Genomic DNA, 25923 nt, shown 5'->3' with positions numbered 1-25923 from the left:
CGCGCGAACTGGCCGGTGCTCTGCCGGTTGGCAGGGCGGGCGAACCGGCCCGTGTCACCGGGGCCCGCGGGCAGCTCGAACTTGCCGGTGCTCTGCGCCTCGCCGGGGCGGGCGAACTGCCCGGTCCCGGAGGACGGCGGCTCGGTCGCGTCGGTGATCGGCGCGAACTGGGCGGTGTCGCCCGGGCCGCCGCTCAGCGAGGCGCGGTTGCCGGTGTTCTCGACGTCCTCGTGGCCGCGCGGTGCGTCCTGCCCGCCGCGCTGGGAGCCGTTCGAGGGCAGCGGCCAGTCGTCGACCGGGGCCTGGCGGCCCTTGCCGGCGGCCGGCGGCCGGGAGTCGTTGCCCCAGCTCGGCGCCGGGCGGTCGTCCGCGCCGGGGCCGGACGCCCCGCGTGCGGACAGCTGCGGGCGCGCGCCGCCGCCAGCCGGCGGCGGTACGGCCGGGCCGCCGTTGCCGCGCGCGGGCAGCGCGGGCCGGCCGCCCGCGGCAGGGGCACCGCCCTTGCCACGCGGCGAGGTGTCGAAGAGGCTGCCCGCGGCGGCACCGCCGCTGGGGCCGGGGCCCGGGGCGGGACGCGAGGGCAGACCGTTGCCGTCGGCACCGCCGCGCGGCGCGATGGCCGGGCGGGGACCGCCGGGCACCTGGCGGCGCTGCTGGCCCTGGCCCGCGGGGAGCCCGGAGTTCGGCGCACCGGCACCGGGGGCGCCGGGAGCACCCGCGCCCGGAGCGGGCTTCTTGCCGCCCTGGGCGACGTCGACCGGCAGCATGACGAGCGCGGTCGTGCCGCCCGAGTCGGACGGGCGGAGCTGGATGCGGATGCCGTGTCGCAGGGACAGGCGGCCGACCACGAACAGACCCATGCGCCGGGAGACGGAGACGTCCACGGTGGGCGGGGAGGCCAGGCGCTCGTTGATCGCCGCGAGGTCCTCGGGCGACAGACCGATGCCGGTGTCGTGGATCTCGACGAGCACGCGGCCGTCGGGCAGCGCGTGACCGGTGACCTTGACCTTGGTCTGCGGCGAGGAGAACGAGGTCGCGTTCTCGAGCAGCTCGGCGAGGAGGTGCACGAGGTCGTTGACGACGCGGCCGGCGACCTCGGTCGGCGGCACACCGCTGAGCTCGATGCGCTCGTACTGCTCCACCTCGGACGCGGCGGCACGGAGCACGTCGACGAGCGGGACGGGCCGGGTCCACCGGCGACCGGGCTCTTCACCCGCGAGGACCAGGAGGTTTTCACCGTTCCGGCGCATACGGGTGGCAAGGTGGTCAAGCTTGAACAGCGAGGACAGCTGGTCCGGGTCGGCCTCGCGGCTCTCGAGCTCGGAGATCAGGGACAGCTGACGCTGGATGAGGCCCTGGCTGCGGCGCGAGAGGTTGGTGAACATCGCGTTGACGTTGCCTCGCAGAAGGGCCTGCTCGGCGGCGAGGCGGACGGCCTCGCGGTGCACGTCGTCGAAGGCCGCGGCCACCTTGCCGATCTCGTCACGGCTGTGCACACCGACGGACTCCACGGACGTGTCGACGTCCTGCGGGTCGCTCTCGGAGAGCTGCTTGACGAGCTCGGGCAGGCGGTCCTGGGCGACCTTCTGGGCGGTGTCCTGCAGTCGGCGCAGCGAGCGCACCATGGAGCGGGCCACGACGAAGGCGCCGACCAGGGAGATGCCGAGGACGAGCACGATGAGGGCACCGTTGAGGATGGCTTCCTGCTGGGCCTCGTCACGCAGCTCGCGGGCCTTCTGGTCCATCTCCGAGAGGAGCGTGGCCTCGATCTTGGCCATTTCCTGGAGCTTGACCGTGTCCTGGTCGTACCAGTCGCGGTACGTGGTCTTCTCGCTCTTGAAGGCGTCGGTGTTGCCGAAAGCCCGCTCGGCGAAGGTGTTCGCCGTGGTGACGTCCGGGATGCCGCCGCTGATCGACTTGAGCAGCTCGGCGGAGTCGCCGGCGCGGATGGCGGTGAAGCGGCGCAGGGCCTCTTCCTCGTTGTCCAGCGCCGTCTTGCCGTACTGGTGGTCGTTCTCCGTCAGCGTGGGGCCCTTGGGGTTGGCCAGGGCGGCGCTGATGACGGCTCGCTGGATGGAGGCGTACTCCTTGGCGGAGGAGAACGTCGCCAGCGCACGCGTCGCGGAGATCATGTCGCTGTTGCTGGTGGCCTGGGCCATGTCCTGGGACAGCGACAGCAGCGAGACGATCAGTGCGTTGTAGTTGCTGACGGTCTGCGAGATGTAGTCGCGGTTGGTGTAGGCCGTCTTGCGAATGTCGTTGATCTTGTCGAGCTGCTTGGTGATGTCGACAAGGGTGGTCTGCACGCCGACCATCGTCGGGTCGTCCGGCTTGGCCTGGGTGGTGCTCTCCCGGAAGGCCTGGATCGCTCGGTCGGCCTTCTGCTGACTCGAGACGATCTGGTCGTCCTTGGGGTTGTCGCGCACTCGCGGACCGGCGGACGAGTCGCGCTCCTCCTGGAGCGCGTCGGCGAGCTGGGTCGCCTTGCTCGTCATGTCCGTGAGGAGCTTCATGTGGTCGAGCTGGTCGACGTTCTGCAGCGAACTGTCGATACGCAGCGCACCCAGCGTCGTCGCGGCGACGACGGGGAGGGCGAGCAGGGAGACCAGTCGAGTACTAATGCGCCAGTTGCGCAGGGCTATTCGTGAGCCCGGCCCGCTGGGGCCCTTCGCTTTCGGCGTCGCCTCGGCGGCGGCCTCGTCGCCGCTCGGTGCGTCCACGGGTGTGCCGCGGTCCGTCGCTCCGCGCGTCTCCGGCTCCGCCGCAGCGCTGCCCTGCCTCTTGAAACGTCCCTGCACTAGCGTCGCAACCTCTGGACCAGGCGTCCCGCCGGATGAGCGGAGGGACGGTGTCGAGTCGTGGGGGGACCGCGGTGCCCCCCTGGCGGTCCGTGGAATTCCAGCACAGTGCCGGATCCCCCAACAAGGCCGGTGGGGCACACCTCCAGGGTGATGACCGTGTGTGAGGAATGTGATGACGCACCGTAGAACATCAGGTCCCCCATATCGGACTTATCGCGATGAGTCGCTCGGTTGAATGCGACAGTCCCGGCGTGTCCCAGTCTTCATGATCAGGAGCGGAACGTCTGGTTCAGCCCTGCAATGTCCGTTTCGCGGCGCCCCAAACCCCGCCCGTTATGCGGCAATTTTTGATCCATTCGTGAGCAAACTCACAGGAAAGTCGAGACTTCTCCCGCGCCGGAGAGGGGATAGACGCGCCTAGCCTGGTTCTTTACACCCATCGCGATAACGACCAACACGAGGCACCTCCAGTGAAGACAGTGAAGTCGGCGACGCCGTCCCGGAAGACCGCCAACCCCCGCCGCACCACGCTCGCGCACCTGAAGGACGCCGAGGCCCTGCGCGTCGCCGACACCCTCGAGTACGCCGCCGAGCTGCCGCAGGTGACCGCGAACCCGCGCCGCACCGTGCTGATGACCGCGCCCGCCATCGCGGTGCCCCAGGACTGACCCCTGACGCAACCGGCCCATAAAGACACGGGCCGCGCGCGGGCCCCGCGATAGCCTGGAGCGTCAGACTCCGGCCAATCAGAACAAGGGGCATCGGCTACCCGTGCGCATCGCCAGGTTCTCCATCGACGGCAACGTCGCCTTCGGCGTCGTGGAGGGGGACGCCTCCACCGAAGGCGGCCCCGTCCTCGACATCATCAAGGGTCACCCCTTCGCCGAATTCGAGCGCTCGGGGCAGAAGATCCCGCTGAGCAAGGTGCGGCTGCTGCCGCCCGTGCTGCCCAACAAGGTCGTCGGCATCGGCCGCAACTACGCCGAGCACGCCGCGGAGCTGGGCAACGAGGTCCCCGAGATCCCGGTCGCCTTCTTCAAGCCGTCGACCTCGGTCATCGGCCCCGGCGACCCGATCGCCTACCCCTCCTTCTCCAGCGAGCTGCACTACGAGGCGGAGCTCGCCGTCGTCATCGGCCGCATGTGCCGCGAGGTCCCGCGCGAGCGCGTCAAGGACGTCATCCTCGGCTACACCTGCGCCAACGACCTCACCGCGCGCGACGTCCAGCAGCGCGAGAAGCAGTGGGCCCGTGCCAAGGGCTTCGACACCTCCTGCCCCCTCGGCCCCTGGATCGAGACCGAGCTGGACCCGACCGACCTCGGCATCATGTGCACGGTCAACGGCGAACAGCGCCAGCTCGGCCGCACCGCCGAGATGGTCCGCTCCATCGAGGATCTGATCGTCCACATCACCGAGGCGATGACGCTGCTCCCCGGCGACGTCGTCCTCACGGGCACCCCGGCCGGAGTCGGGCCGCTCAACGTCGGCGACGAGGTCGCCGTCACCATCGAAGGCATCGGCACTCTCACCAACAAGGTGATCAAGCGTGGCTAACGCGAACGTCCGCGTACGTTTCTGTCCCTCCCCGACCGGCAACCCCCACGTGGGCCTGGTCCGCACCGCCCTCTTCAACTGGGCCTTCGCCCGGCACCACGGCGGCACCTTCGTCTTCCGCATCGAGGACACCGACGCGGCCCGCGACTCGGAGGAGTCGTACGAGCAGCTGCTCCAGGCCATGCGCTGGCTGGGCTTCGACTGGAACGAGGGCCCCGAGATCGGCGGCCCGCACGCGCCCTACCGCCAGTCGCAGCGCATGGACCTCTACAAGGACGTCGCCGCCAAGCTGCTGGACGCCGGCCACGCGTACCACTGCTACTGCACCACCGAAGAGCTCGACGCGCGCCGTGAGGCCGCCCGGGCCGCCGGCAAGCCCTCCGGCTACGACGGCACGTGCCGCGAGGTCACCGAGGAGCAGAAGGCGCAGTACGAGCGCGAGGGCCGCGAGCCCATCGTCCGCTTCCGGATGCCCGATGAGCCCGTCACCTTCACCGACCTGGTGCGCGGCGAGCTCACCTTCACCCCGGAGAACGTGCCGGACTTCGGCATCGTCCGGGCCAACGGCGCGCCCCTCTACACGCTCGTCAACCCCGTCGACGACGCGCTGATGGAGATCACGCACGTCCTGCGCGGCGAGGACCTGCTCTCCTCCACCCCCCGCCAGATCGCCCTCTACCGGGCGCTCGCACAGATCGGCGTCGGCAACGGCACCACCCCGAGCTTCGGCCACCTGCCCTACGTCATGGGCGAGGGCAACAAGAAGCTCTCCAAGCGCGACCCGCAGGCGTCCCTCAACCTCTACCGGGAGCGCGGCTTCCTGCCCGAGGGCCTGCTCAACTACCTCTCGCTGCTCGGCTGGTCCCTCTCGGCCGACCAGGACATCTTCACGATGGACGAGATGGTCGCCGCCTTCGACATCAAGGACGTCAACGCCAACCCGGCGCGCTTCGACCTCAAGAAGTGCGAGGCGATCAACGCCGACCACATCCGCCGGCTGGACCCCAAGGCATTCATCGAGGCCTGCACCCCCTGGCTGCGCGCCCCGCACGCCAACTGGGCGCCGGAGAGCTTCGACCAGGCTGCCTGGGAGGCGATCGCCCCGCACGCCCAGACCCGCCTGACGGTCCTGTCCGACATCACGGCCAACGTCGACTTCCTGTTCCTGGACGAGCCGGTGGAGGACGAGGCGTCCTGGAACAAGGCCATGAAGGAGGGCTCGGACGCCCTGCTGCGTACCGCCCGGGCCAAGCTGGCCGAGGCTGAGTGGAACGCCGACGCCCTGAAGGCCACCGTCGTCGCCGCGGGCGAGGAGCACGGCCTCAAGCTCGGCAAGGCGCAGGCCCCGGTCCGCGTGGCCGTCACCGGCCGTACGGTCGGTCTGCCGCTCTTCGAGTCCCTTGAGGTCCTCGGCCGCGAGCGCACCCTGGCCCGCCTGGACGCGGCCCTCGCCAAGCTCGCGGGCTGACGCCCGGCGCACACGCCCCACGGGGCCCGGCAGCCCGCCAGGGCCGCCGGGCCCCATGCGTTTGCGCGAAGGGCCTATCGATTTTGGAGCCCCGTCCACCTTCGGGTAATGTTCTTCCTGCGCCGCCCGAGAGGGCCGAGAGGCCGGAGCGGAGGGCGCAAGCCGAACAAGACCCCTTGCGGGGGGTGGAGTTCTGGTGGGGTATGGTGTAATTGGCAGCACGAGTGATTCTGGTTCACTTAGTCTAGGTTCGAGTCCTGGTACCCCAGCAAGAGAAATTCTCTGGAAATTCTCTCGCAAATGTACTGATAAAGTACGAAGCGCAGTGCGAGCCCCCGTTGTGTAGCGGCCTAGCACGCCGCCCTCTCAAGGCGGTAGCGCCGGTTCGAATCCGGTCGGGGGTACTGGTTCCTGACAGGTTGATTCCTGACGGGAATCGCTAGGGCCCCCGTTGTGTAGCGGCCTAGCACGCCGCCCTCTCAAGGCGGTAGCGCCGGTTCGAATCCGGTCGGGGGTACTGGTTCACACCATGGGCTATGGTGTAATTGGCAGCACGAGTGATTCTGGTTCATTTAGTCTAGGTTCGAGTCCTGGTAGCCCAGCGCAGATTGCTTTTCAGGTCTGCAAACCAAAAGCAGGCCCCCGTTGTGTAGCGGCCTAGCACGCCGCCCTCTCAAGGCGGTAGCGCCGGTTCGAATCCGGTCGGGGGTACAAATAAGGAGAAATGCCTTTCGCTTCGGCGAAGGGCATTTTTTCGTGTGCCCTTCCACTGTCTCGGGCCCGGCGAGATAATTCCGGGCATGGTCCATGCCAACGGCGTCCGACGCCGGGTCCACGTCGGTGACCTCCAGCCCGGCGACCATGCCTGCCTGCTCTTCGGGTCGGACGAGGAGCGGGCCTCGATCCTGCGGGACTTCGTGCTGGGCGGCCTGGACGCCGAAGACAAGATCCTCTACCTCAGCGCCGAGGAGGACCCGCCCGGCCCCGCCGCCCTGTTGGACCGCTGCCGCCTGACGAGCGTGCCCGGCGGGCTGGCCGGCCGGGTCGAGGTCGTACGGCTCGCCGAATTCCTCTCCCGGCGCGGCGATTTGGAGCCCGCCGCCCTGATGCGGTGGCTGCGCGGCGCCGCGCAGCGCTCGCGGGAGGAGGGCTACCGTGCGCTGCGGGTCGCCGGAGACCTCGGCGCCGCCTTGCGCGACGAGCACGACGTCCGCACCCTGCTGCGGTACGAGACACTGCTCGCCGAAGAGTTCAGCGCCGGCCAGGCGCTGGCCGTCTGCCAGTACGACATCCGCCGCTGCGAGCCCGCTGCACTGGACGCCTTCGCCTCGGCCCACGCCCGCAGCGTCGAGGCCGATCCCCTGGTGCGCACGGCCGACCTGGTCGTCGTGCGCACGTACCGGCCCCAGGGCCTGCGGATCGAGGGCGTGATCGACACCGACTCCCAGCGCCACCTGCGGGACGCCCTGCGCTCGGTCGCCGCCGTCCGGGGCGACGTCCGGCTGGAGATGTCCCGGGTGGAGTTCCTGGACCTCGGCGGCCTGCGGCTGCTGATGACCTTCGCCAGGGCCCGTGCGGCCCGGCACTGCACCGTGGAGCTGGTGGGGCTGCTGCCGCACCTGTCGCAGGTCATCACGCTGATCGGCTGGGACCGGACGCCAGGCCTGCGGCTGGGGGCTGTGCATGCCTACTGAGGCGGGCCCCGGCGACGCGGAGGGGGCCGGATTCGTCCATCACGCCTGCCTGTACGGGAGCGACGCGGAGTTCCTGGCCATGGCCGTGCCCTTCGTCCGGGACGGGCTGGCGGCGGGGGAGCCCGTACTGGCGGCGGTCACGCCCGCCAGCATCGAGCTGCTGCGGGGCGCGCTGGGGGAGCGGGCGTACGCGCTGGACACCGCCGAGACCGCCGGCTTCGGCCGCCGCCCGGTCGAGCGCGTCCGCGCGTTCCTGCGCTACCACGAGAGCCGTTCCCGCCCCGGCAGACGCATGCGGATGCTGGCCGAGCCGGTGTGGACCGGGAAGACCGCCCGGCAGGTCGCCGAGTGGAAGCGGATGGAGTCCGGCCTGAACGTGCTGCTGGCCGGGCTGCCGGTGTGGATGATCTGCCCCTACGACCTCCGTGCCGTTCCGGCGGACGTGGCGGAGGCGGCCTGTGCCACACATCCGGGGCGGATGGACGGGCGGCGGCTGATCCCCTGCCCCGGCTACGCGGACCCCGCGGCCTATGTGGCGGGTACGGGGCCGCAGGCCGCTCCGGCGCCCGCCGCGGCTGCCCGGCTGGGCCCGACGGCCCGAGTGGCCGCGGTGCGGCTGTTCGCCCGGGAGCGGGCGGCCGGAGCCGGGCTGACCGGGGAGCGGCTGGAGCTGGCCGTCCTGGCCGTCTGCGAGGCCGCGGGGTATCTGCTGGCCGCAGGGGCGCGCGTGGCGCTGCGGGCCTGGGAGGAGCCGGGTTTCCTGCTCTGGGAGCTGCACAGCGCCCAGGCGTGCCCGCTGCCGGCCTTCGCGGGCTTCCGTCCCCCCGGGGTGGCGCCGGACCCGGAGGACGGCCTCTGGCTGGCGCGGAGCCTGAGCGAATCGCTGGACGCAGAGGCTGCGGGGGACGGGGCGCGGATCACGCTGCGGGTGGCCGGGCGGGGGTTTCTCCCCTGATGCGAGCCACAGGGGAGAGACCTCCGCAGGTCAGCCGTTGCGCCGCAGGGCCTCCGTCAGGCGCACCGCCGCGTCCAGGACCGCCTGGGCGTGCATCCGGCCCGGGTGCCGGGTGAGCCGCTCGATCGGACCGGAGACGGACACCGCGGCGACGACGCGGTTGGACGGCCCCCGCACCGGCGCCGAGACCGAGGCGACCCCGGGCTCCCGCTCGCCGATCGACTGGGCCCAGCCCCGCCGCCGCACGCCCGAGAGCGCCGTCGCCGTGAAGCGGGCCCCCTGCAGGCCGCGGTGCAGCCGCTCCGGCTCCTCCCAGGCCATGAGGACCTGGGCCGCCGAGCCGGCCTTCATCGGCAGCGTGGAGCCCACCGGCACGGTGTCCCGCAGGCCGGACAGCCGCTCGGCCGCGGCCACACAGATCCGCATGTCGCCTTGGCGCCGGTAGAGCTGCGCGCTCTCGCCCGTCACATCGCGCAGATGCGTCAGCACCGGCCCGGCCGTGGCCAGCAGGCGGTCCTCGCCCGCCGCGGCGGCCAGCTCGCTCAGCCGCGGGCCGAGGATGAACCGGCCCTGCATGTCCCGCGCCACCATCCGGTGGTGCTCCAGGGCCACCGCCAGCCGGTGGGCCGTCGGCCGCGCCAGCCCCGTCGCCGTGACCAGCCCCGCGAGGGTCGCCGGACCCGACTCCAGAGCGCTCAGCACCAAAGCCGCCTTGTCGAGAACGCCCACACCACTCGAGGCGCCACTAGAGTTGTCCATGCAACGATACTTGCGTCTCACACTGTGAAACGCAAGTTCAATTTTCCCGGCGAACCGCCAACCTGGACGCACAGCACCCACTGGCAACGAATTGGGGACAGCGATGGGACGGACACTCGCGGAGAAGGTCTGGGACGACCACGTCGTCACGCGCGCCGAAGGCGAGCCCGACCTCCTCTTCATCGACCTGCACCTGCTCCACGAGGTCACCAGCCCGCAGGCCTTCGACGGGCTGCGCAAGGCCGGCCGCAAGGTCCGCCGCCTCGACCTGACCATCGCCACCGAGGACCACAACACCCCCACCCTCGACATCGACAAGCCCATCGCGGACCCCGTCTCCCGCACCCAGCTGGAGACCCTGCGCCGCAACTGCGCCGAGTTCGGCGTGCGGCTGCACCCGCTGGGCGACGTCGAGCAGGGCGTTGTCCACGTAGTGGGACCGCAGCTGGGCCTGACCCAGCCCGGCACCACCGTCGTCTGCGGCGACAGCCACACCTCCACGCACGGCGCCTTCGGCGCGCTCGCGTTCGGCATCGGCACCAGCCAGGTCGAGCACGTGCTGGCCACCCAGACGCTGCCGCTGGCGCCCTTCAGGACCATGGCGGTCACCGTCGAGGGCGAACTGCCCGAGGGCGTCACCGCCAAGGACCTGATCCTCGCCGTCATCGCCCGGATCGGCACCGGCGGCGGCCAGGGCCACGTCATCGAGTACCGCGGGCCGGCCGTGGAGAAGCTGTCGATGGAAGCCCGGATGACCGTGTGCAACATGTCCATCGAGGCGGGCGCCCGAGCGGGCATGATCGCCCCGGACGAGACCACCTTCGCCTACCTGAAGGACCGCCCGCACGCCCCCAAGGGCGAGGACTGGGACGCGGCCGTCGCCTACTGGCGCACCCTGCGCACCGACGACGACGCCGTCTTCGACCGCGAGGTCGTCATCGACGCCTCCGAGCTCTCCCCCTTCGTCACCTGGGGCACCAACCCCGGCCAGGGAGCACCGCTGTCGGCGGATGTGCCCGACCCCGCCTCGTACGCGGACCCCTCGGAGCGCTTCGCCGCCGAAAAGGCGCTGGAATACATGGGGTTGACGGCAGGTCAGGCGCTGCGCGACATCCGGGTGGACACCGTCTTCGTGGGCTCGTGCACCAACGGCCGGATCGAGGACCTGCGCGCGGCGGCCGGTGTCATCGAAGGCCGCAAGGTCGCCGACGGGGTACGGATGCTGGTGGTCCCCGGGTCGGTCCGGGTGGCGCTGCAGGCCGTCGACGAAGGGCTGGACAAGGTCTTCACCGCGGCCGGCGCCGAGTGGCGGCACGCGGGCTGTTCGATGTGCCTGGGGATGAACCCCGACCAACTCGCGCCCGGCGAGCGCTCCGCGTCGACCTCCAACCGCAACTTCGAGGGCAGGCAGGGCAAGGGCGGCCGCACCCACCTGGTCTCGCCGCAGGTCGCCGCCGCCACCGCCGTCCTGGGGCACCTGGCCTCCCCGGCCGATCTGGCCGGGGCCACCGACGTACGCACTCCCGTGGAGGTCTGACCCCGATGGAAGCTTTCACCACGCACACCGGCCGGGCCGTCCCGCTGCGCCGCAGCAACGTCGACACCGACCAGATCATCCCCGCGCACTGGCTGAAGAAGGTCACCCGCGACGGTTTCGAGGACGGGCTCTTCGAGGCCTGGCGCAAGGACCCGGAGTTCGTCCTGAACCGCCCCGAGCGCGCGGGCGCCTCCGTCCTGGTGGCCGGGCCCGACTTCGGCACCGGATCCTCCCGGGAGCACGCGGTGTGGGCGCTGCAGAACTACGGCTTCAAGACCGTCCTCTCCTCCCGCTTCGCCGACATCTTCCGCGGCAATTCGCTGAAGAACGGTCTGCTGACGGTCGTCCTGCCGCAGGAGACCGTGGATGCGCTCTGGGAGCTGACCGAGGCCGACCCGTCGGCCGAGGTGACGGTGGACCTCGTGGCCCGCGAGGTACGCGCCGGCGGCATCACGGCCGGTTTCGAGCTTGACGAGAATGCCCGGTGGCGTCTGCTGGAGGGGCTGGACGACATCGGACTGACCCTCCGGCATGAGGCGGATATCGCCGCCTATGAGGCCGTGCGGCCTTCGTTCAAGCCCTCCACAGCCCTGATCTGAGGTGGATTCGAAGTAGTTTCGAGCTCATTTGGCCCAGTGTCGGAAGCCGCTTCGAGACCCCGGATTTTCGCTGCTCACCAAGGGTTTGGCATGATGCGCCCCCTGTCTTCGGACAGGGGGCGCATCGCATTGTTGAGGCCCCGTGAAGCGACAACTCGCCTCAGATGGCACAATCGGTGCATGGAACGCGACAGCCAACTCGAGCTATACCGGCTCGTCGCCGACCAACTGAAGGAAGCGCACACAAGGGTGCGCGCACTGCAAGTCCCGGAGGGCGTACGGATGGCGCTGTCCCGGCAGCTGCTGGCCATCACGGCCTCGGCGAAGCACGATCTCTCAGGCGCGGCAAGGCGTCTGGACCGGCTGATGAACGACCTTGACGAGGGCCGTTTCCCCGAAGAGCGCGATCCCACGGAACTCCGTGATGGGTCGGGTTCGTTGCGGCACAAGGGTGATTAGACCGTTTCGTGTTTGATTTGCGGTATATATCTGCCTAACGTGCGAAAAAGCTGGAGCACATTCCAGCCAATGTCTCCGAAGGGGAAGACGTGAACAAGGCGCAGCTCGTTGAAGCGATTGCCGACAAGCTCGGCGGCCGTCAGCAGGCCGCAGACGCTGTCGACGCGGTACTCGACGCGATCGTCCGTGCGGTTGTCGCAGGCGACCGGGTCTCGGTCACCGGCTTCGGCTCGTTCGAGAAGGTCGACCGCCCGGCCCGTTACGCCCGCAACCCGCAGACGGGCGAGCGGGTCCGGGTCAAGAAGACCTCGGTGCCGCGCTTCCGCGCGGGTCAGGGCTTCAAGGACCTGGTGAGCGGCTCGAAGAAGCTCCCGAAGGGCGGCGAGGTCTCCGTCAAGAAGGCGCCCAAGGGCAGCCTTTCGGGCGGCAAGGTCACCGCCAAGGCCGCGGCCAAGAAGGCCACCGCCAAGAAGGCCACGGCGAAGAAGGCCGCCGTCAAGAAGACGACCGCGGCGAAGACCACGGCCAAGAAGGTCACGGCGAAGAAGACCACCGCCAAGAAGGCGGCGCCGGCGAAGAAGGCCACCACCACCACGACGACCGCGAAGAAGGCGGCCGCGAAGAAGGCCGCTCCCGCCAAGAAGGCCACGGCGAAGAAGACCGCCCCCGCCAAGAAGGCTGCTGCGGTCAAGGCTCCGGCCCGCAAGACGACCGCGCGCAAGACCACCGCCAAGAAGACTGCCGCCAAGAAGAAGTAAGGCAGCGGAGGAACGGCGTCACGCGCCGGGCCGGGCTCCCCTCGGGGAGCCCGGCCCGCGGTGCGTCCACGGCCTGTTGCGGCCGCTCCTCCAGTGGCTTTCAGGGCCGGCGGCTTTTCAGAACGTCTGCAGCGTCACCAGCGTCACGCGACGGTCCGCCACGGGCCCCTCGGCGGGCTCCGCGAACTCGATCCGCACCCGCTGCCCCGGCCGCAGCAGCCGCAGCCCGCCCGCATCGAAGGCCGCCGCGTCGAAGGGCACGGGGGTGCCGTCGTCCAGGAGCACGCTCCCGGAGCGGGTCTGAGGGTCGTAGGTGTACGCGGTGGCCTGCATACCGGCAGCCTAGTCGGCCGCCACACCCCCCGCGCCGACGGTCCGCGGCCCGCCCAGGGCCGCCGCGGTACGGGGACCGACCCCCAGCGCCAGGGCGGCCCGCAAATCCTCTTCCGTATCCACGTCCCGGCGCACGGAATCCACGCCCGCCAGCACGATCTCCCGGGCCCCCGAAGCGAGGTGCCGGGCGCGCGAACGGCCCTCGAACGCCGGAGCCAATTCCATTCCCGGGGCCGCCGCCAGCAGGGTCGTACCGATTCCCGCCGCATCCGGGAGAAATGCCCGCGGGAATTCCCCCGCGGAATCGAGCACCCGCCCGAGTTCTGCCGGGCGCAGCGCCGGAAGGTCCGCGTTGAGCGTCGCCACCGCAGAATTCGGCCATTGTCCGCGTATGGATTGCGCCCCGTGCGCCAGTGCGGCGTTCAGCCCGCCGCGGCCGGGCGGCTCGGCCAGCACCCGGGCCCCCAGCGCAGCCAGGTGCGTTCCCGCCGGGCGGTCGTCCGTGACGACCACCACATCCCGTACGCACGGGCAGGCCAGGGCGGCGCCCACCGTGTCGAGCGCGAAGGCCAGCGCGAGCGCGGGCCGCGGCAGCTGCGCCGCGCCCCCCGCGAGACGGCTCTTGGCCGCGGCCAGCGGCTTCAGCGGCACCACCAGGGTCCACGCCACGTCCGCCCCCTCTCTTGCGTATCGGGCCCATTGTCACCCGCTGCCGCCGCCGCGCACGGAGCGCGGGGTTACGGTGTTCTCGACAGACCGGGTACCTGGGGCGACACTTGTCCGGCTCCCGGGTGAGCAGCAGACCCGCAGCAGCTTCCAGGTCCCAAGAGAAGGGTGTCCGAGTGTCCCGCCACAGAATCGGCTTCTGGTACCGCTTTACGGCGGTGTTGGCGAAACCGCCGCTCGTGGTTCTGTTCAAGCGGGACTGGCGGGGAATGGAGCACATTCCGGCCGAGGGCGGGTTCATTACCGCCGTCAACCACAACTCCTATCTCGACCCGCTCTCCTACGCCCACTACCAGTACAACACCGGGCGTGTCCCCCGCTTTCTCGCCAAGGCCGCCCTCTTCAAGGGCAGCTTCGTCGGCGCACTGCTGCGCGGCACGGGCCAGATCCCCGTCTACCGCGAGTCCGCGGACGCCGCCACCGCCTTCCGGTCCGCCGTCGACGCCATCAACAAGGGTGAATGCGTGGCCTTCTACCCCGAGGGCACCCTCACCCGTGACCCCGACATGTGGCCCATGGAGGGCAAAACCGGCGCCGCCCGCGTCGCCCTGCTCACCCGCGCCCCCGTCATCCCCATCGCCCAGTGGGGCGCCAACGAGGCGATGCCGCCCTACGCCAAGGAGAAGAAGCTCCGGCTCTTCCCCCGCAAGACGCTCAAGGTGCTGGCCGGCCGGCCCGTCGACCTCTCCGCGTTCTACGACAGGGAGCCCACCGCGGAGGTGCTCCGCGAAGCCACCGACGTGATCATGCGGGCCATCACCGAACTCCTCGCCGAACTCCGCGGCGAGCCCGCCCCCGCCGAGCCGTACAACCTCAAGAAGGCGCGCGCCGCCACCCGCCGCGAGGCCGGATCTCCCGAAGGGGATGACAGCAAGTGACACGCTGTGCCGTCTACGGCACCGGATCCTGGGGCACCGCCTTCGCGATGGTCCTCGCCGACGCGGGCTGCCAGGTGACCATGTGGGGCCGCCGCGCCGCCCTGGTGGACGCCATCAACACCGGCCGCACCAACCCCGACTACCTCCCGGGCGTCGAGCTGCCCGCCGCGGTGCGGGCCACCACCGACCCCGCCGAGGCCGCGGACGGCGCGGAATTCACCGTCCTCGCCGTCCCGTCCCAGACCCTGCGCGGCAATCTGGCCGCCTGGGCGCCGCTGCTGCCGGCCGACACCGTGCTCGTCTCCCTGATGAAGGGCGTCGAACTCGGCACCGCCAAGCGCATGAGCGAGGTCATCGAAGAGGTCGCCGGGGTGGGCCCGGACCGCGTCGCCGTGCTCACCGGCCCCAACCTCGCCAAGGAGATCGCGGCCCGGCAGCCCGCCGCCGCCGTCGTCGCCTGCCGCGACGAAACCGTCGCCAAACGGCTCCAGGCCGCCTGCCACACCGCCTACTTCCGCCCCTACACCAACACCGACGTCGTCGGCTGCGAACTGGGCGGCGCCGTCAAGAACGTCATCGCCCTCGCCGTCGGCATCGCCGACGGCATGGGCCTGGGCGACAACGCCAAGGCCTCCCTCATCACCCGAGGGCTGGCCGAGACGACCCGCCTCGGCCTCGCCATGGGCGCCGACGCGCACACCTTCGCGGGCCTGGCCGGCATGGGCGACCTCGTCGCCACCTGCTCCTCGCCGCTCTCCCGCAACCACACCTTCGGCACCAACCTCGGCCGCGGCATGACCCTCGCCGAGACCATCGCCGTCACCAAGCAGACCGCCGAGGGCGTCAAGTCCTGTGAGTCCGTGCTCGATCTGGCCCGACGCCACCATGTCGACATGCCGATCACCGAGACCGTCGTCGGCATCGTCCACGAGGGCAAGCCGCCCATGGTCGCCCTCAAGGAACTGATGGCGCGCAGCGCCAAAGCCGAGCGACACTGACCCATCCCCTGCCACCAGGTACTCTCAACCCGATATGAGCAGCGAGACCTCCCCCCAGAGCCCTGCCCGGAAGCCGCGCGTCGCGGTCGTCTTCGGCGGTCGCAGTTCCGAGCACGCCATCTCCGTGGTGACCGCGGGCGCCGTCCTGCGCGCCATCGACCGCGCCAAGTACGACGTGCTGCCGATCGGCATTACCACCGACGGCCGTTGGGCGCTCACCGCCGACGACCCCGAGCGGATGGCCATCGCCGACCGCGCGCTGCCGAGCGTCGAGCAGCTCGCCGAATCGGCCGAGGGCGGCGTCGTGCTGCCCGTCGACCCCTCCAACCGCGAGGTCGTCTACACCGAACCCGGCGCCGTGCCCAAGGCGCTGGGCGAGGTCGACGTCGTCTTCCCCATGCTCCACGGCCCCTACGGCGAGGACGGCACCCTCCAGGGCATGCTGGAACTGGCCGGCATCCCCTACGTCGGCGCCGGCGTCCTCGCCTCCGCCGTCGGCCAGGACAAGGAGTACATGAAGCGGGTCTTCACCTCCTTCGGGCTGCCCGTCGGCCCGTACGTGGTGATCCGCCCCCGCGAGTGGGAGGCCGATCAGGCCGCCGCCCGCAAGAAGATCGTCGACTTCGCGGGCGAGCACGGCTGGCCGCTCTTCGTGAAGCCCGCCCGCGCCGGTTCGTCCATCGGCATCACCAAGGTCGACGATCTCTCCGGCCTGGACGAGGCCATCGCCGAAGCCCGCCGCCACGACCCGAAGATCCTGGTCGAATCGTTGCTGCGCGGCCGTGAGATCGAGTGCGGCGTGCTCGAGTTCGAGGACGGCCCGCGCGCCAGCGTGCCCGCCGAGATCCCCCCGGTCTCCGCCCACGACTTCTACGACTTCGAGGCCAAGTACATCGACTCTGCCTCCGGCATCGTGCCCGCCCCGCTCGGCGAGGACGAGACGCGCCGGGTCCAGGAGCTGGCCGTGCAGGCCTTCGAGGCCGCGTCCTGCGAGGGGCTGGTCCGCGCGGACTTCTTCCTCACCGAGGACGGCGAGTTCGTGATCAACGAGATCAACACCATGCCCGGCTTCACGCCCATCTCCATGTACCCGCGCATGTGGCAGGAGAGCGGCGTCGGCTACTCGGAGCTGGTGGACCGGCTCATCGAGGCCGCCCTGCGCCGCTCCACGGGCCTGCGCTAGGACCTTGGCCCGATCCGTCTGACGGTTCCCTCGGGAGCCGTCAGACGACCCCCACAGGGATCGTCTTCTTCACGGCGTCGGCGAGATCGGTGAGCGCGCCGATCTGCACGGCGTTGCCGACGACCTCCTTCGGCAGCGTCACCTCCACGAACGCCAGCCGCAGCGTGGTCGTACAGCGCACGCTGCCGTCCGGCTGCTGTTCCGGAAGCCACTCCACACCGTCGATCTCCACCGCGTCGGCCGTGGGGTTGTAGTGTTCGGTGCCAGGCGTAAGGATCTTGGGACGCGGCACCCCGCAGCGCAGCGAGATCGCCGGATCGCCCCACACCGCGGTGAAGTCGGAGACGGGATCGGCGGTACGCCGCTTCTTCCCGTCCACGGCTTCGGGCAACTCCTTGTGCAGCGCCCGGCAGAGCCCGGCCTGCGCCGCCGACGGGGTGGGCACCGCCGGGCCCGCCTGCCGGTCCGCGGCCGAACAGGCCACGGAGGTCAGCAGCAGGGCTACGGCGGGCAGGCCGAGGGGCCGACGGAGCGAATACTTCACCGGCCGAGCATACGGGGGAGCTACAGATGGACGACCGGGCAGGTCAGAGTGCGGGTGATGCCGTCCACTTGCTGGACCTTGGCGACCACCATGCGGCCGAGTTCGTCCACGGTGTCGGCCTGGGCGCGCACGATGACGTCGTACGGCCCGGTGACGTCCTCGGCCTGGATCACTCCCGTGATCTTTCCGATGACTTCGGCCACGGTCGACGCTTTGCCGACCTCGGTCTGGATCAGGATGTACGCCTGTACCACGGAACCTCCAGGGCGGCTTCGAGGATCATGTGGGGAGAAGAGACGCCACGGTACCGCGTCGCCGCACGGCGCGGGGAGACCCGCGCGGCCTGCGCGGCGCGGCGCACGCGGAAACCGATACTCCGGAAACTCCGAGGAGGAGCTCAGTGAAAGGCACCGTGGGCGAGTTGGGGGAGTTCGGGCTCATCAGAGAGCTGACCTCCCGGCTCACCACCACCCCGGCGGTCCGGCTCGGCCCGGGCGACGACGCCGCGGTGGTCGCAGCGCCCGACCGCAGGGTCGTGGCCAGTACGGATGTGCTTCTGGAGGGGCGGCACTTCCGCCGTGACTGGTCCACCGCCTACGACGTCGGACGCAAGGCTGCGGCCCAGAACCTGGCCGACATCGCCGCCATGGGCGCGGTCCCCACCGCCGTCCTGCTCGCGCTCGTGGTGCCCGCCGAGCTCCCCGCCACCTGGCCGACCGAGCTCATGGACGGAATCCGCGACGAATGTCAGGTCGCGGGCGCCGCGGTGGTCGGCGGCGACGTCGTGCGCGGCGAGACCATCACCGTCGCCATCACGGCCCTGGGCGATCTGCGCAACCACGAGCCGGTCACCCGCTCCGGGGCCCGCGCCGGCGACGTCGTCGCGGTCACCGGCTGGCTGGGCTGGTCCGCGGCCGGCCTGGCCGTGCTCTCCCGGGGCTTCCGCTCGCCGCGCGCCTTCGTCGAGGCCCACCGGCGCCCCGAGCCGCCGTACCACGCGGGTCCCGCCGCGGCCGCGCTCGGCGCCACCGCCATGACGGACGTCAGCGACGGCCTCATCGCCGACCTCGGGCACATCGCCGAGGCCAGCAAGGTCCGCATCGACCTGCGCACGGCCGCCATCGACGTGCCCACGCAGATGTCCGACATCGGGCAGGCGGTCGGCGTCGACCCGCTGCAGTGGGTGCTGACCGGAGGAGAGGACCACGCCATCGTGGCGACCTTCCCGTCGGACGTGAAGCTCCCGGCCCGCTGGAAGGTCATCGGCGAGGTGGTCAACCCCTCCGCTCTGCCGCAGGTGACCGTCGACGGCGCCCCCTGGGACAAGGCGGGCGGCTGGGACCACTTCGGCGACACGGAACCCGACGACTAGAACGGACTAGATTCGGGTCCATGCGCATACCCCCGAGGGTGCTGACCGTCGCCGGATCCGACTCCGGCGGCGGTGCGGGCATCCAGGCCGACCTCAAGACGATGCTCGCGCTGGGCGTGCACGGCATGAGCGTGCTCACCGCCGTCACCGCTCAGAACTCCCGCGGCGTCCAGGGCGTCTGGCCGCTGCCCGCCGAGGCGGTACGGGCCCAGTTCCGCAGCGTCGTCGACGACATCGGGGTCCAGGCCGTCAAGACCGGCATGCTGGCCTCGGCCGAGCTGGTCCGGACCGTCGCCGACCTCCTCGCGGACGTGACCGCCCCCGTCGTCGTCGACCCGGTCGGCATCTCCAAGCACGGCGACGCCCTGCTGGCCGCCTCGGCCCTCGAAGCGGTCCGCACCCGCCTGCTGCCGGCCGCCACGGTCGTCACGCCCAACCTGGACGAGGTCGCCTGGCTGACGGGCGTACAGGTGGCCTCCGAGGCCGATCTGCGGCGGGCCGCCGAGGCGGTGCTGGCGTACGGGCCGCGCTGGGTGCTCGTCAAGGGCGGTCACCTCTCCGGCGACGCGGTGGACCTCCTGACGGACGGCACCGAGGAGCGCTGGCTGCGCTCGGCCCGCCTGGACAACCGGCACACGCACGGCACGGGCTGCACGCTGGCGTCGGCCATCGCCTCGGAGCTGGCCAAGGGCCGGACCGTGCCGACGGCCGTGACGGCGGCCAAGGAGTACGTCACGGGCGCGATCGCGGGCGGCTTCCCGCTGGGGGAGGGCATCGGCCCGGTGGACCACGGGTGGAACCTGCGCCGGACGGGCTGAATTCCCGGCGGAACGCGCTGGATTTCGATCGGAACACAAAGGGCGGCCCGTAAGAGAGCGACCCACAAGAGAAGCGGAACGCAAAAAACCGGCCCACCCTAAGGTGGACCGGTTTTCAAGGCGGCGAAGCTGCCGCGCTACTAGCTAGTTAGCGCGAGACCTTGCCGGCCTTGATGCACGAGGTGCAGACGTTGAGGCGCTTCGGCGTCCGACCGACCACGGCACGCACACGCTGGATGTTGGGGTTCCAGCGACGGGACGTACGGCGGTGCGAGTGCGAAATGTTGTTGCCGAAGCCCGGCCCCTTGCCGCAGACGTCGCAGTTGGCAGCCACGGGTCACTCCAAAGACTTCAGATGCACTTACGGGAAATCCCGGCGTACCTAAGTCGGTGGTGACCGGCTTGCCAGGGGATATGGCCCGACTCTCGTCAGGCAACCGGAGCAGCATACAACGACCGCTCCTGGACAACGAAACTACCATGACCGGCCCGGACCCCGCCCGGCCTGCCCGCTTCGCACCCCGGCGGGACTACTCTGCCCACTGCCACAGCCCCGATGCCACAGCCCCGAGCACTCCGAGGAGGACACAGGTGCCGCCCACGCTGGACGCCGATGCGGTACGCACCTGGTGCGCTCTGGCGCTCGACGCGCTCGGCCGGGCGCGCGAGGAGATCGACGCGATCAACGTCTACCCGGTCGCGGACGGCGACACCGGCACCAACCTCTACCTGACCGTCGAATCCGCCGCCCGGGCCGTCGACGCCGTCTTCGACGGCCACGCCACCGAGGGCCCGGGCTCCCGCCCCGGCCTGGCCGAGGCCGTCCGCGCAATGGCGCACGGCGCGCTCATAGGGGCCCGCGGCAATTCCGGCACGATCCTCGCCCAGCTGCTGCGCGGCGTGGCCGAGACCCTCACCCCCGGTGACGAAGGTCACCGCACCCTTGACGACGCCGAGCGGCTCCGGCAGGCCCTGCGGCGGGCCGTCGTGTCCGCGTACGAAGGCGTGGCCCGCCCGGTCGAGGGCACCGTGCTCACCGTGGCCGTGGCGGCCGCGGACGCCGCCTCGGCCACCGGGGGCGCCGACTGCGCCGACGTGGCCCGCGCCGCGTACGAGGGGGCCCGTACGGCCCTGGAGGCGACCCCCGGGCAGCTGGACGTCCTGGGCCGGGCCGGAGTGGTCGACGCGGGCGGCAAGGGGCTGGTGGAGGTCCTGGGCGCGCTCGTGGGCGCACTGGAAGGCGGGAAACCGGCCACCGAGCCGCTGCCGGCCGCCCCGCCTCGCGCCACGCGCGCGTGGGCGGCGGAAGGCTGCCCCGCCGACCTCGGCGGCACCCCGGTGCACGGCGCCGAGCCTGCCTTCGAGGTGATCTACCTCCTGGAGGCGGACGACGAGGCCGTCGCCCGGCTGCGCACCCGGCTCGACGCCCTCGGCGAATCCCTGGTCGTCGTGGGCGGCGACGGGCTGTGGAACGTCCACGTCCACGTCGACGACGCCGGTGCCGCCGTGGAGGCGGGCATCGAGGCCGGGCGCCCGCACCGCGTGCGCATCACCCACTTCGGCGCCGCGCGCGTGGCCGCCACCCACACCCGCGAGCGCGTCCAGCGCGCCGTGGTCTGCGTGGTGCCCGGCGAGGGCCTGGCGGCCCTGTGCGCGGAGGCCGGGGCCACCGTCGTGGGCGTCCGGCCCGGCGAGGCGCCCGCCAGCGGGGAACTCGTCGAGGCCGTCCGCCGGGCGCACGCCCGCGAGGTCGTCCTGCTGCCCAACGACGCCGAGCTGCGGCACACCGCGGCCGTCGCGGCCGAGGAGGCCCGCACCGAGGGCGTGCGCGTCGCCCTCATCCCGACCCGCTCCCCGGTGCAGGGCATCGCCGCCCTCGCCGTCCACGAGCCCGGCCGGCGCTTCGACGAGGACGTCGTGGCCATGACCTCCGCCGCAGGCGCAACCCGCTACGCCGAGCTGTGCGTCGCCGAGCGGCAGTCCTGGACGATGGCCGGCGTGTGCCAGGCGGGGGACGTCCTCGGCCTGATCGACGGTGACGTGGCCGTCATCGGCGAAGAGCTGGCCAGCACCGCCGAGACAGTGCTGGACCGGATGCTCGCCGCCGGGGGCGAGATGGTCACCCTCGTCCTGGGCGCCGGGGTGCCGGACGCGGTCGCGGACCGCCTCCGGCGGCACGTACGCCGCGGCCACCTGGCCGTCGACACGGTCGTCTACCACGGCGGACAGCAGTCCGCGCCCCTGATCATCGGCATCGAATAGCGATCGGACGGCGGGCGGACGAGGGGTGGACGGCAGGCGCCGAAACGTGCCGCCGACGCCCGGCTGTCACTGCCGTGGTGTGCAATGGGACGCGTGCCCGCGCTCGAAGAACCCCTCAAGAAGATCCTCGGCGGCAACACCGCGAAGGTGATGGCCGAGCACCTCGACCTGCACACGGTCGGCGACCTGCTGCACCACTACCCGCGCCGCTACGCCGAGCGCGGCGAGCTGACCCGCCTCGCCGACCTGCCGCTGGACGAGCACGTCACCGTCGTCGCCCAGGTCGCCAAGGCGGCCATGAAGACCTTCAACCACGGCAAGGGCGTCCGGCTGGAAGTCGTGGTCACCGACGGCAGCGGTTCGCTGACCCTGGTCTTCTTCGGCAGGGGCGCCTACGCGCGCGAGAAGGAGCTCATCCCGGGCCGCCGCGGCATGTTCGCGGGCAAGGTCTCCGTCTTCAACCGGACCCGGCAGCTCCTGCACCCCGACTACGAACTGCTGGACCGCGACAGCGGCGCCGAGGCCGCCGAGTCCTTCGCGGGCAAGCCGCTGCCGATCTACCCGGCCTGCAAGCAGTTCCAGTCCTGGAAGCTCAGCAAGGCGGTCGACACACTGCTCGACCTCTTCGAGGCCGAGCAGTGGCAGAACATCACCGACCCGCTGCCGCCCGCCCTGCGCGAGGGCCGGGGCCTGGCCGAGCTCGCGGACGCCTTCCGCAAGGTGCACCGCCCGCGCACCAAGGCCGACATCCAGGACGCCCGCGACCGCCTCAAGTGGGACGAGGCGTTCGTCCTCCAGGTCGCCCTCGCCCGCCGCCGGCACACCGAGTCCCAGCTCCCGGCCGTGGCTCGCAAGCCCGTCGCCGACGGCATCCTCGACGCCTTCGACGCCAAGCTGCCCTTCACCCTCACCGAGGGCCAGCGCACGGTCTCGGCCGAGATCTTCGACGACCTCGCCACCGAGCACCCCATGCACCGGCTGCTCCAGGGCGAGGTCGGCTCCGGCAAGACCATGGTCGCCCTGCGCGCCATGCTCGGCGTCGTCGACGCCGGCGGGCAGGCCGCCATGCTCGCCCCCACCGAAGTGCTCGCCCAGCAGCACCACCGGTCGATCACCGAGATGATGGGGGAGCTGGCCGAGGGCGGCATGCTCGGCGGCGCCGAGCACGCCACCAAGGTCGTGCTGCTCACCGGCTCGATGGGGGCGGCGGCCCGCCGCCAGGCGCTGCTGGACCTCGTCACGGGCGACGCCGGGATCGTCGTCGGCACCCACGCGCTCATCGAGGACAAGGTGCAGTTCCACGACCTGGGCCTGGTCGTCGTCGACGAACAGCACCGCTTCGGTGTCGAACAGCGCGACGCACTGCGGGCCAAGGGCCACTCCCGGGGCGAGAAGCGGACGCCGCACCTGCTGGTGATGACCGCGACGCCGATCCCGCGCACCGTCGCCATGACCGTCTTCGGCGACCTGGAGACCTCGGTGCTCGACCAGCTGCCCGCCGGCAGGTCGCCCATCGCCACCCACGTCGTGCCGGCCAAGGACAAGCCGCACTTCCTGGCCCGCACCTGGGAGCGGGTGCGCGAGGAAGTGCAGGGCGGGCACCAGGCGTATGTGGTCTGCCCGCGCATCGGCGACGACCTGGGGGAGGAGGGCGACGCCCCCAAGACGTCCGGCAAGGCGTCCAAGGCCGCCAGGGCCGCCGAGGCCGAGGCGAAGGACGGGACCGGGGACGGCGGCGAGCGCCGCCCGCCGCTGGCGGTCCTCGACATCGCCGAACAGCTGGGCAAGGGGCCGCTGGCCGGGCTGCGCGTCGAGGTGCTGCACGGGCGGATGCAGCCCGAGGCGAAGGACGACGTCATGCGGCGCTTCGCGGCGGGCGAGGTGGACGTCCTGGTGGCCACGACCGTCATCGAGGTCGGCGTGAACGTCCCCAACTCCACCGTCATGGTGATCATGGACGCGGACCGGTTCGGCGTCTCCCAGCTGCACCAGCTGCGCGGCCGCGTCGGCCGCGGCTCGGCCCCGGGGCTGTGCCTGCTGGTCACCGAGGCCTCCGAGGCAAGCCCCGCGCGGACCCGGCTCGACGCCGTGGCGCGGACGCTGGACGGCTTCGAGCTCTCCCGCATCGACCTCGAACAGCGCCGCGAGGGCGACGTCCTGGGCCAGGCCCAGTCCGGCGTCCGCTCCAGCCTGCGCATGCTCACCGTCATCGACGACGAGGAGGTCATCGTCGCCGCCCGCGAGGAGGCCACGGCCGTCGTGGCCGCCGACCCCGAGCTGGAGCGGCTGCCCGGCCTGCGCACCGCGCTCGACGCCCTCCTGGACAAGGACCGCGAGGAGTTCCTGGACAAGGGCTGATTGTCAGACCCCCCTGGGAGAATGGACACAGTCCGAGCCAATCCACTACCGGATGGGCCGACTTGGACCACAGGGGGCTCTTTCATGTCGTTCCGTCACATCAATGAACTGCCGCTCGGCGACAAGGTCTTCCGCATCGAGCTCGCCAGCGACGACGACACCACCGTCACCCTCACCCTCACCGGCTGGCACGAGGACTCCCCGGAGACCCTGCTGGCCTCCGGCGCCCTGACCCTGCCCCTCGCCGAGACCCCGTCCCTGCGCATCGCCCTCAACCGGGCCCTGCGCGCCCTCGCCCTCGTCGCCGACGTCGCCGAGCCCATCCCGGACCGCGACGTGCTGCGCGAGCTCTTCCCCGGCCACGGCGCCCCCTGGGTGCCCCAGCACGAGGAGGATCTCGCCCAGCGCTTCCACGCCGGCGAGACCATCGCCCGGATAGCCGCCCGCTTCGGCCGCACCCCCGACTCGGTGCGCACCAAGCTCCGCGAGCTGGGGCACGACCCGCGCCGCCCGGAGTACTGCCCGCCCGACGGCTGCCTGTCCTGGTCGCGCTACGCCTCGCCTGCCCTGGTCGGGGCGGCCGGACAGACACCGCAGGACTGACCCGCCGCCGACGCCCTAGGCTGATGGGGCGGCGGTCGCGTTCCGGCGCCTCGCCGCCCCGTCACCACACCGCGAAGGACTCGAGGAACCATGACCCGCGTGATCGCCGGCACCGCCGGCGGACGCCGCCTGGCCGTGCCGCCCGGCACCGGCACCCGCCCCACCTCCGACCGGGCGCGCGAGGGCCTCTTCTCCACCTGGGTCTCCTTCCTGGGCACCCTGGACGGCGCGCGCGTGCTCGATCTCTACGGGGGCTCGGGTGCGGTCGGCCTGGAGGCGCTCTCGCGCGGGGCCGCGCACGCCATGCTGGTGGAGGCCGACGCCCGCGCCGTCCGCGTCATCCGGGAGAACGTCCGCGTGATCGGGCTGCCGGGCGCCGAGGTGCGCGCCGGCAAGGCCGAGCAGATCGTCGCGGGCCCGGCCCCGCAGAGCCCGTACGACGTGGTCTTCCTCGACCCGCCCTACGCCGTGACCGACGAGGACCTCCGGGAGATCCTCCTCACACTCCGCGCCGGGGGCTGGCTCGCCGACGAGGCGCTCGTCACCGTGGAGCGCAGCACCAGAGGCGGTGAATTCCGCTGGCCGGAGGGGTTCGACGCACTGAGGGCCCGTCGCTACGGCGAGGGGACGCTTTGGTACGGTCGCGCCGCTTCGGCGTGTGCCGCCGATTCGGCATCAGCCACGTCATGAATGGACCGGAGAGCGAGGAAACACCGTTGCGCCGCGCCGTCTGTCCGGGGTCGTTCGACCCCGTCACCAATGGACACCTCGACATCATCGCCCGCGCTTCCAAGCTGTACGACGTGGTCTACGTCGCCGTGATGATCAATAAGTCCAAGCAGGGCCTGTTCACCGTCGACGAGCGGATAGACCTGCTGCGGCAGGTCACCGCCGAGTACGGCAATGTGAAGGTGGAGGCCTTCCACGGACTGCTCGTCGACTTCTGCAAGCAGCGCGACATCCCCGCCATCGTCAAGGGGCTGCGGGCCGTCAGCGACTTCGACTACGAGCTGCAGATGGCCCAGATGAACAACGGCCTCTCGGGCGTCGAGACCCTCTTCGTGCCCACCAACCCCACCTACAGCTTCCTCTCCTCCAGCCTGGTCAAGGAGGTGGCGGCCTGGGGCGGCGACGTCTCCCACCTGGTGCCGCCGCTGGTGCTGGAGGCCCTCGGCGAACGGCTCACCCATAAGTGATGCGCTGACGCGCCGTCAGTGGCCGCCGGGGCGGGCGCGGCGGCCGTACAGTCGTCCCGTTCGTTCCC

26 protein-coding genes and 5 tRNA genes are annotated in these 25923 nt (G+C 71.4%); 24 read left to right on the top strand and 7 right to left on the bottom strand.

The features are described 5' to 3' along the window. The coding region (locus FHS39_RS00535; RefSeq protein WP_425507720.1) for a sensor histidine kinase at positions 1-2720 on the bottom strand (2720 nt) is incomplete at its 3' end. Between the two features lie 560 nt (positions 2721-3280). Between FHS39_RS00535 and FHS39_RS00530 the strand changes: the two genes are divergently transcribed. The 10 genes from FHS39_RS00530 (at position 3281) to FHS39_RS00485 (ending at position 8472) form a co-directional block, all read left to right on the top strand. Then, positions 3281-3469 carry a hypothetical protein gene (locus FHS39_RS00530; RefSeq protein ID WP_184346596.1) on the top strand — a complete coding sequence of 63 codons (189 nt, stop codon included), beginning with the start codon at positions 3281-3283 and terminating at the stop codon, positions 3467-3469. A 103-nt stretch (positions 3470-3572) separates the two neighbouring features. Beyond that, positions 3573-4355, top strand: a complete 783-nt coding sequence (locus FHS39_RS00525; RefSeq protein WP_184345753.1) for a fumarylacetoacetate hydrolase family protein — start codon at positions 3573-3575, stop codon at positions 4353-4355. After that, positions 4348-5823: a glutamate--tRNA ligase gene (gltX, locus tag FHS39_RS00520; protein WP_184345752.1), complete on the top strand. Its 1476-nt coding sequence runs from the start codon at positions 4348-4350 to the stop codon at positions 5821-5823. The genes FHS39_RS00525 and gltX overlap by 8 nt, the downstream gene beginning before the upstream one ends. A 197-nt stretch (positions 5824-6020) precedes the next feature. Further along, a tRNA-Gln gene (locus FHS39_RS00515) sits at positions 6021-6092 on the top strand. A gap of 62 nt (positions 6093-6154) precedes the next feature. Beyond that, positions 6155-6227: transfer RNA gene (locus FHS39_RS00510), tRNA-Glu, on the top strand. 40 nt (positions 6228-6267) lie between these two features. Beyond that, a tRNA-Glu gene (locus FHS39_RS00505) sits at positions 6268-6340 on the top strand. 13 nt (positions 6341-6353) lie between these two features. After that, positions 6354-6425, top strand: a tRNA-Gln gene (locus FHS39_RS00500). Positions 6426-6461: 36 nt separating this feature from the next. Then, positions 6462-6534, top strand: a tRNA-Glu gene (locus FHS39_RS00495). 89 nt (positions 6535-6623) lie between these two features. After that, on the top strand, positions 6624-7517 hold the full coding sequence (locus tag FHS39_RS00490) for an MEDS domain-containing protein (protein ID WP_184345751.1): 894 nt from the start codon (positions 6624-6626) through the stop codon (positions 7515-7517). Then, positions 7507-8472, top strand: coding sequence for an MEDS domain-containing protein (locus FHS39_RS00485; RefSeq protein ID WP_184345750.1), 966 nt, complete (start codon positions 7507-7509; stop codon positions 8470-8472). Before FHS39_RS00490 ends, FHS39_RS00485 begins: the two co-directional genes overlap by 11 nt. Before the next feature lie 30 nt (positions 8473-8502). On the opposite strand, the gene ndgR is transcribed toward FHS39_RS00485, so the two are convergent. Further along, positions 8503-9231 carry an IclR family transcriptional regulator NdgR gene (ndgR, locus tag FHS39_RS00480; protein WP_184345749.1) on the bottom strand — a complete coding sequence of 243 codons (729 nt, stop codon included), beginning with the start codon at positions 9229-9231 and terminating at the stop codon, positions 8503-8505. 103 nt (positions 9232-9334) lie between these two features. Between ndgR and leuC the strand changes: the two genes are divergently transcribed. From leuC to FHS39_RS00460, 4 genes are all read left to right on the top strand, one after another. Then, the gene (leuC, locus tag FHS39_RS00475) at positions 9335-10768 is read left to right on the top strand and encodes a 3-isopropylmalate dehydratase large subunit (RefSeq protein WP_045933622.1); all 1434 of its coding nucleotides are present in this window, start codon (positions 9335-9337) and stop codon (positions 10766-10768) included. 5 nt (positions 10769-10773) lie between these two features. Further along, positions 10774-11367, top strand: coding sequence for a 3-isopropylmalate dehydratase small subunit (leuD, locus tag FHS39_RS00470; protein WP_184345748.1), 594 nt, complete (start codon positions 10774-10776; stop codon positions 11365-11367). Between the two features lie 180 nt (positions 11368-11547). Continuing rightward, positions 11548-11826: an SCO5555 family protein gene (locus FHS39_RS00465; protein WP_045933620.1), complete on the top strand. Its 279-nt coding sequence runs from the start codon at positions 11548-11550 to the stop codon at positions 11824-11826. Between the two features lie 89 nt (positions 11827-11915). Beyond that, entirely contained in the window at positions 11916-12584 is a 669-nt protein-coding gene (locus tag FHS39_RS00460; protein ID WP_184345747.1) for an HU family DNA-binding protein, read from the top strand. 117 nt (positions 12585-12701) lie between these two features. Here FHS39_RS00460 and FHS39_RS00455 read toward each other — a convergent pair whose 3' ends face one another. Then, the gene (locus FHS39_RS00455) at positions 12702-12917 is read right to left on the bottom strand and encodes a hypothetical protein (protein ID WP_184345746.1); all 216 of its coding nucleotides are present in this window, start codon (positions 12915-12917) and stop codon (positions 12702-12704) included. A 9-nt stretch (positions 12918-12926) separates the two neighbouring features. After that, positions 12927-13586, bottom strand: a complete 660-nt coding sequence (cofC, locus tag FHS39_RS00450) for a 2-phospho-L-lactate guanylyltransferase (protein WP_184345745.1) — start codon at positions 13584-13586, stop codon at positions 12927-12929. Positions 13587-13759: 173 nt separating this feature from the next. Here cofC and FHS39_RS00445 point away from each other — a divergent pair, with 173 nt between their 5' ends. The 3 genes from FHS39_RS00445 to FHS39_RS00435 are packed head-to-tail and all read left to right on the top strand — an operon-like array spanning position 13760 to position 16702. After that, positions 13760-14521: a 1-acyl-sn-glycerol-3-phosphate acyltransferase gene (locus FHS39_RS00445; RefSeq protein WP_184345744.1), complete on the top strand. Its 762-nt coding sequence runs from the start codon at positions 13760-13762 to the stop codon at positions 14519-14521. Continuing rightward, positions 14518-15519 carry an NAD(P)H-dependent glycerol-3-phosphate dehydrogenase gene (locus FHS39_RS00440; protein WP_184345743.1) on the top strand — a complete coding sequence of 334 codons (1002 nt, stop codon included), beginning with the start codon at positions 14518-14520 and terminating at the stop codon, positions 15517-15519. Before FHS39_RS00445 ends, FHS39_RS00440 begins: the two co-directional genes overlap by 4 nt. 34 nt (positions 15520-15553) lie before the next feature. Then, on the top strand, positions 15554-16702 hold the full coding sequence (locus FHS39_RS00435) for a D-alanine--D-alanine ligase family protein (RefSeq protein WP_184345742.1): 1149 nt from the start codon (positions 15554-15556) through the stop codon (positions 16700-16702). A gap of 40 nt (positions 16703-16742) precedes the next feature. Here the strand turns inward: FHS39_RS00435 and FHS39_RS00430 are convergent, their stop codons facing one another. Then, positions 16743-17246: a DUF3515 family protein gene (locus tag FHS39_RS00430; protein ID WP_184345741.1), complete on the bottom strand. Its 504-nt coding sequence runs from the start codon at positions 17244-17246 to the stop codon at positions 16743-16745. A 20-nt stretch (positions 17247-17266) separates the two neighbouring features. Further along, positions 17267-17500, bottom strand: a complete 234-nt coding sequence (locus tag FHS39_RS00425; protein ID WP_045933612.1) for an Lrp/AsnC ligand binding domain-containing protein — start codon at positions 17498-17500, stop codon at positions 17267-17269. Positions 17501-17646: 146 nt separating this feature from the next. On the opposite strand from FHS39_RS00425, the gene FHS39_RS00420 reads away from it, so the two are divergent. Continuing rightward, positions 17647-18618 (top strand): thiamine-phosphate kinase, encoded by a 972-nt coding sequence (locus tag FHS39_RS00420; protein WP_045933611.1) that lies wholly within the window; start codon positions 17647-17649, stop codon positions 18616-18618. 20 nt (positions 18619-18638) lie between these two features. After that, positions 18639-19436 carry a bifunctional hydroxymethylpyrimidine kinase/phosphomethylpyrimidine kinase gene (thiD, locus tag FHS39_RS00415; protein WP_184345740.1) on the top strand — a complete coding sequence of 266 codons (798 nt, stop codon included), beginning with the start codon at positions 18639-18641 and terminating at the stop codon, positions 19434-19436. 148 nt (positions 19437-19584) lie between these two features. On the opposite strand, the gene rpmB is transcribed toward thiD, so the two are convergent. Beyond that, on the bottom strand, positions 19585-19770 hold the full coding sequence (gene rpmB, locus FHS39_RS00410; protein WP_003957616.1) for a 50S ribosomal protein L28: 186 nt from the start codon (positions 19768-19770) through the stop codon (positions 19585-19587). 257 nt (positions 19771-20027) lie between these two features. Between rpmB and FHS39_RS00405 the strand changes: the two genes are divergently transcribed. The 5 genes from FHS39_RS00405 (at position 20028) to coaD (ending at position 25855) form a co-directional block, all read left to right on the top strand. Next, positions 20028-21698 (top strand): DAK2 domain-containing protein, encoded by a 1671-nt coding sequence (locus FHS39_RS00405; protein ID WP_343069277.1) that lies wholly within the window; start codon positions 20028-20030, stop codon positions 21696-21698. Between the two features lie 84 nt (positions 21699-21782). After that, positions 21783-24056 carry an ATP-dependent DNA helicase RecG gene (recG, locus tag FHS39_RS00400; RefSeq protein WP_184345738.1) on the top strand — a complete coding sequence of 758 codons (2274 nt, stop codon included), beginning with the start codon at positions 21783-21785 and terminating at the stop codon, positions 24054-24056. Between the two features lie 84 nt (positions 24057-24140). Then, positions 24141-24659: a hypothetical protein gene (locus tag FHS39_RS00395; RefSeq protein ID WP_045933607.1), complete on the top strand. Its 519-nt coding sequence runs from the start codon at positions 24141-24143 to the stop codon at positions 24657-24659. Positions 24660-24749: 90 nt separating this feature from the next. Next, on the top strand, positions 24750-25349 hold the full coding sequence (rsmD, locus tag FHS39_RS00390) for a 16S rRNA (guanine(966)-N(2))-methyltransferase RsmD (RefSeq protein ID WP_045933606.1): 600 nt from the start codon (positions 24750-24752) through the stop codon (positions 25347-25349). Beyond that, a complete protein-coding gene (gene coaD, locus FHS39_RS00385) occupies positions 25346-25855 on the top strand; it encodes a pantetheine-phosphate adenylyltransferase (protein ID WP_045933605.1) in 510 nt (169 codons plus the stop codon). Before rsmD ends, coaD begins: the two co-directional genes overlap by 4 nt. Positions 25856-25923: the final 68 nt, after the last annotated feature.

The organism is Streptomyces olivoverticillatus (assembly GCF_014203555.1).
Classification (GTDB): Bacteria; Actinomycetota; Actinomycetes; order Streptomycetales; family Streptomycetaceae; genus Streptomyces; species Streptomyces olivoverticillatus.
Note: the sequence above shows the minus strand (reverse complement) of the source record. Positions and strands in the feature narration are given on the sequence as shown.

Excerpts from the sequence above, each read along its gene's own strand:
- FHS39_RS00490 (WP_184345751.1), top strand. The coding sequence starts at position 6,624 with ATGGTCCATGCCAACGGCGTCCGACGCCGGGTCCACGTCGGTGACCTC.
- FHS39_RS00485 (WP_184345750.1), top strand. The coding sequence starts at position 7,507 with ATGCCTACTGAGGCGGGCCCCGGCGACGCGGAGGGGGCCGGATTCGTC.
- ndgR (WP_184345749.1), bottom strand. The coding sequence starts at position 9,231 with ATGGACAACTCTAGTGGCGCCTCGAGTGGTGTGGGCGTTCTCGACAAG.
- leuC (WP_045933622.1), top strand. The coding sequence starts at position 9,335 with ATGGGACGGACACTCGCGGAGAAGGTCTGGGACGACCACGTCGTCACG.
- leuD (WP_184345748.1), top strand. The coding sequence starts at position 10,774 with ATGGAAGCTTTCACCACGCACACCGGCCGGGCCGTCCCGCTGCGCCGC.
- FHS39_RS00465 (WP_045933620.1), top strand. The coding sequence starts at position 11,548 with ATGGAACGCGACAGCCAACTCGAGCTATACCGGCTCGTCGCCGACCAA.
- FHS39_RS00455 (WP_184345746.1), bottom strand. The coding sequence starts at position 12,917 with ATGCAGGCCACCGCGTACACCTACGACCCTCAGACCCGCTCCGGGAGC.
- FHS39_RS00435 (WP_184345742.1), top strand. The coding sequence starts at position 15,554 with ATGAGCAGCGAGACCTCCCCCCAGAGCCCTGCCCGGAAGCCGCGCGTC.
- thiD (WP_184345740.1), top strand. The coding sequence starts at position 18,639 with ATGCGCATACCCCCGAGGGTGCTGACCGTCGCCGGATCCGACTCCGGC.
- recG (WP_184345738.1), top strand. The coding sequence starts at position 21,783 with ATGGGACGCGTGCCCGCGCTCGAAGAACCCCTCAAGAAGATCCTCGGC.
- FHS39_RS00395 (WP_045933607.1), top strand. The coding sequence starts at position 24,141 with ATGTCGTTCCGTCACATCAATGAACTGCCGCTCGGCGACAAGGTCTTC.
- rsmD (WP_045933606.1), top strand. The coding sequence starts at position 24,750 with ATGACCCGCGTGATCGCCGGCACCGCCGGCGGACGCCGCCTGGCCGTG.
- coaD (WP_045933605.1), top strand. The coding sequence starts at position 25,346 with ATGAATGGACCGGAGAGCGAGGAAACACCGTTGCGCCGCGCCGTCTGT.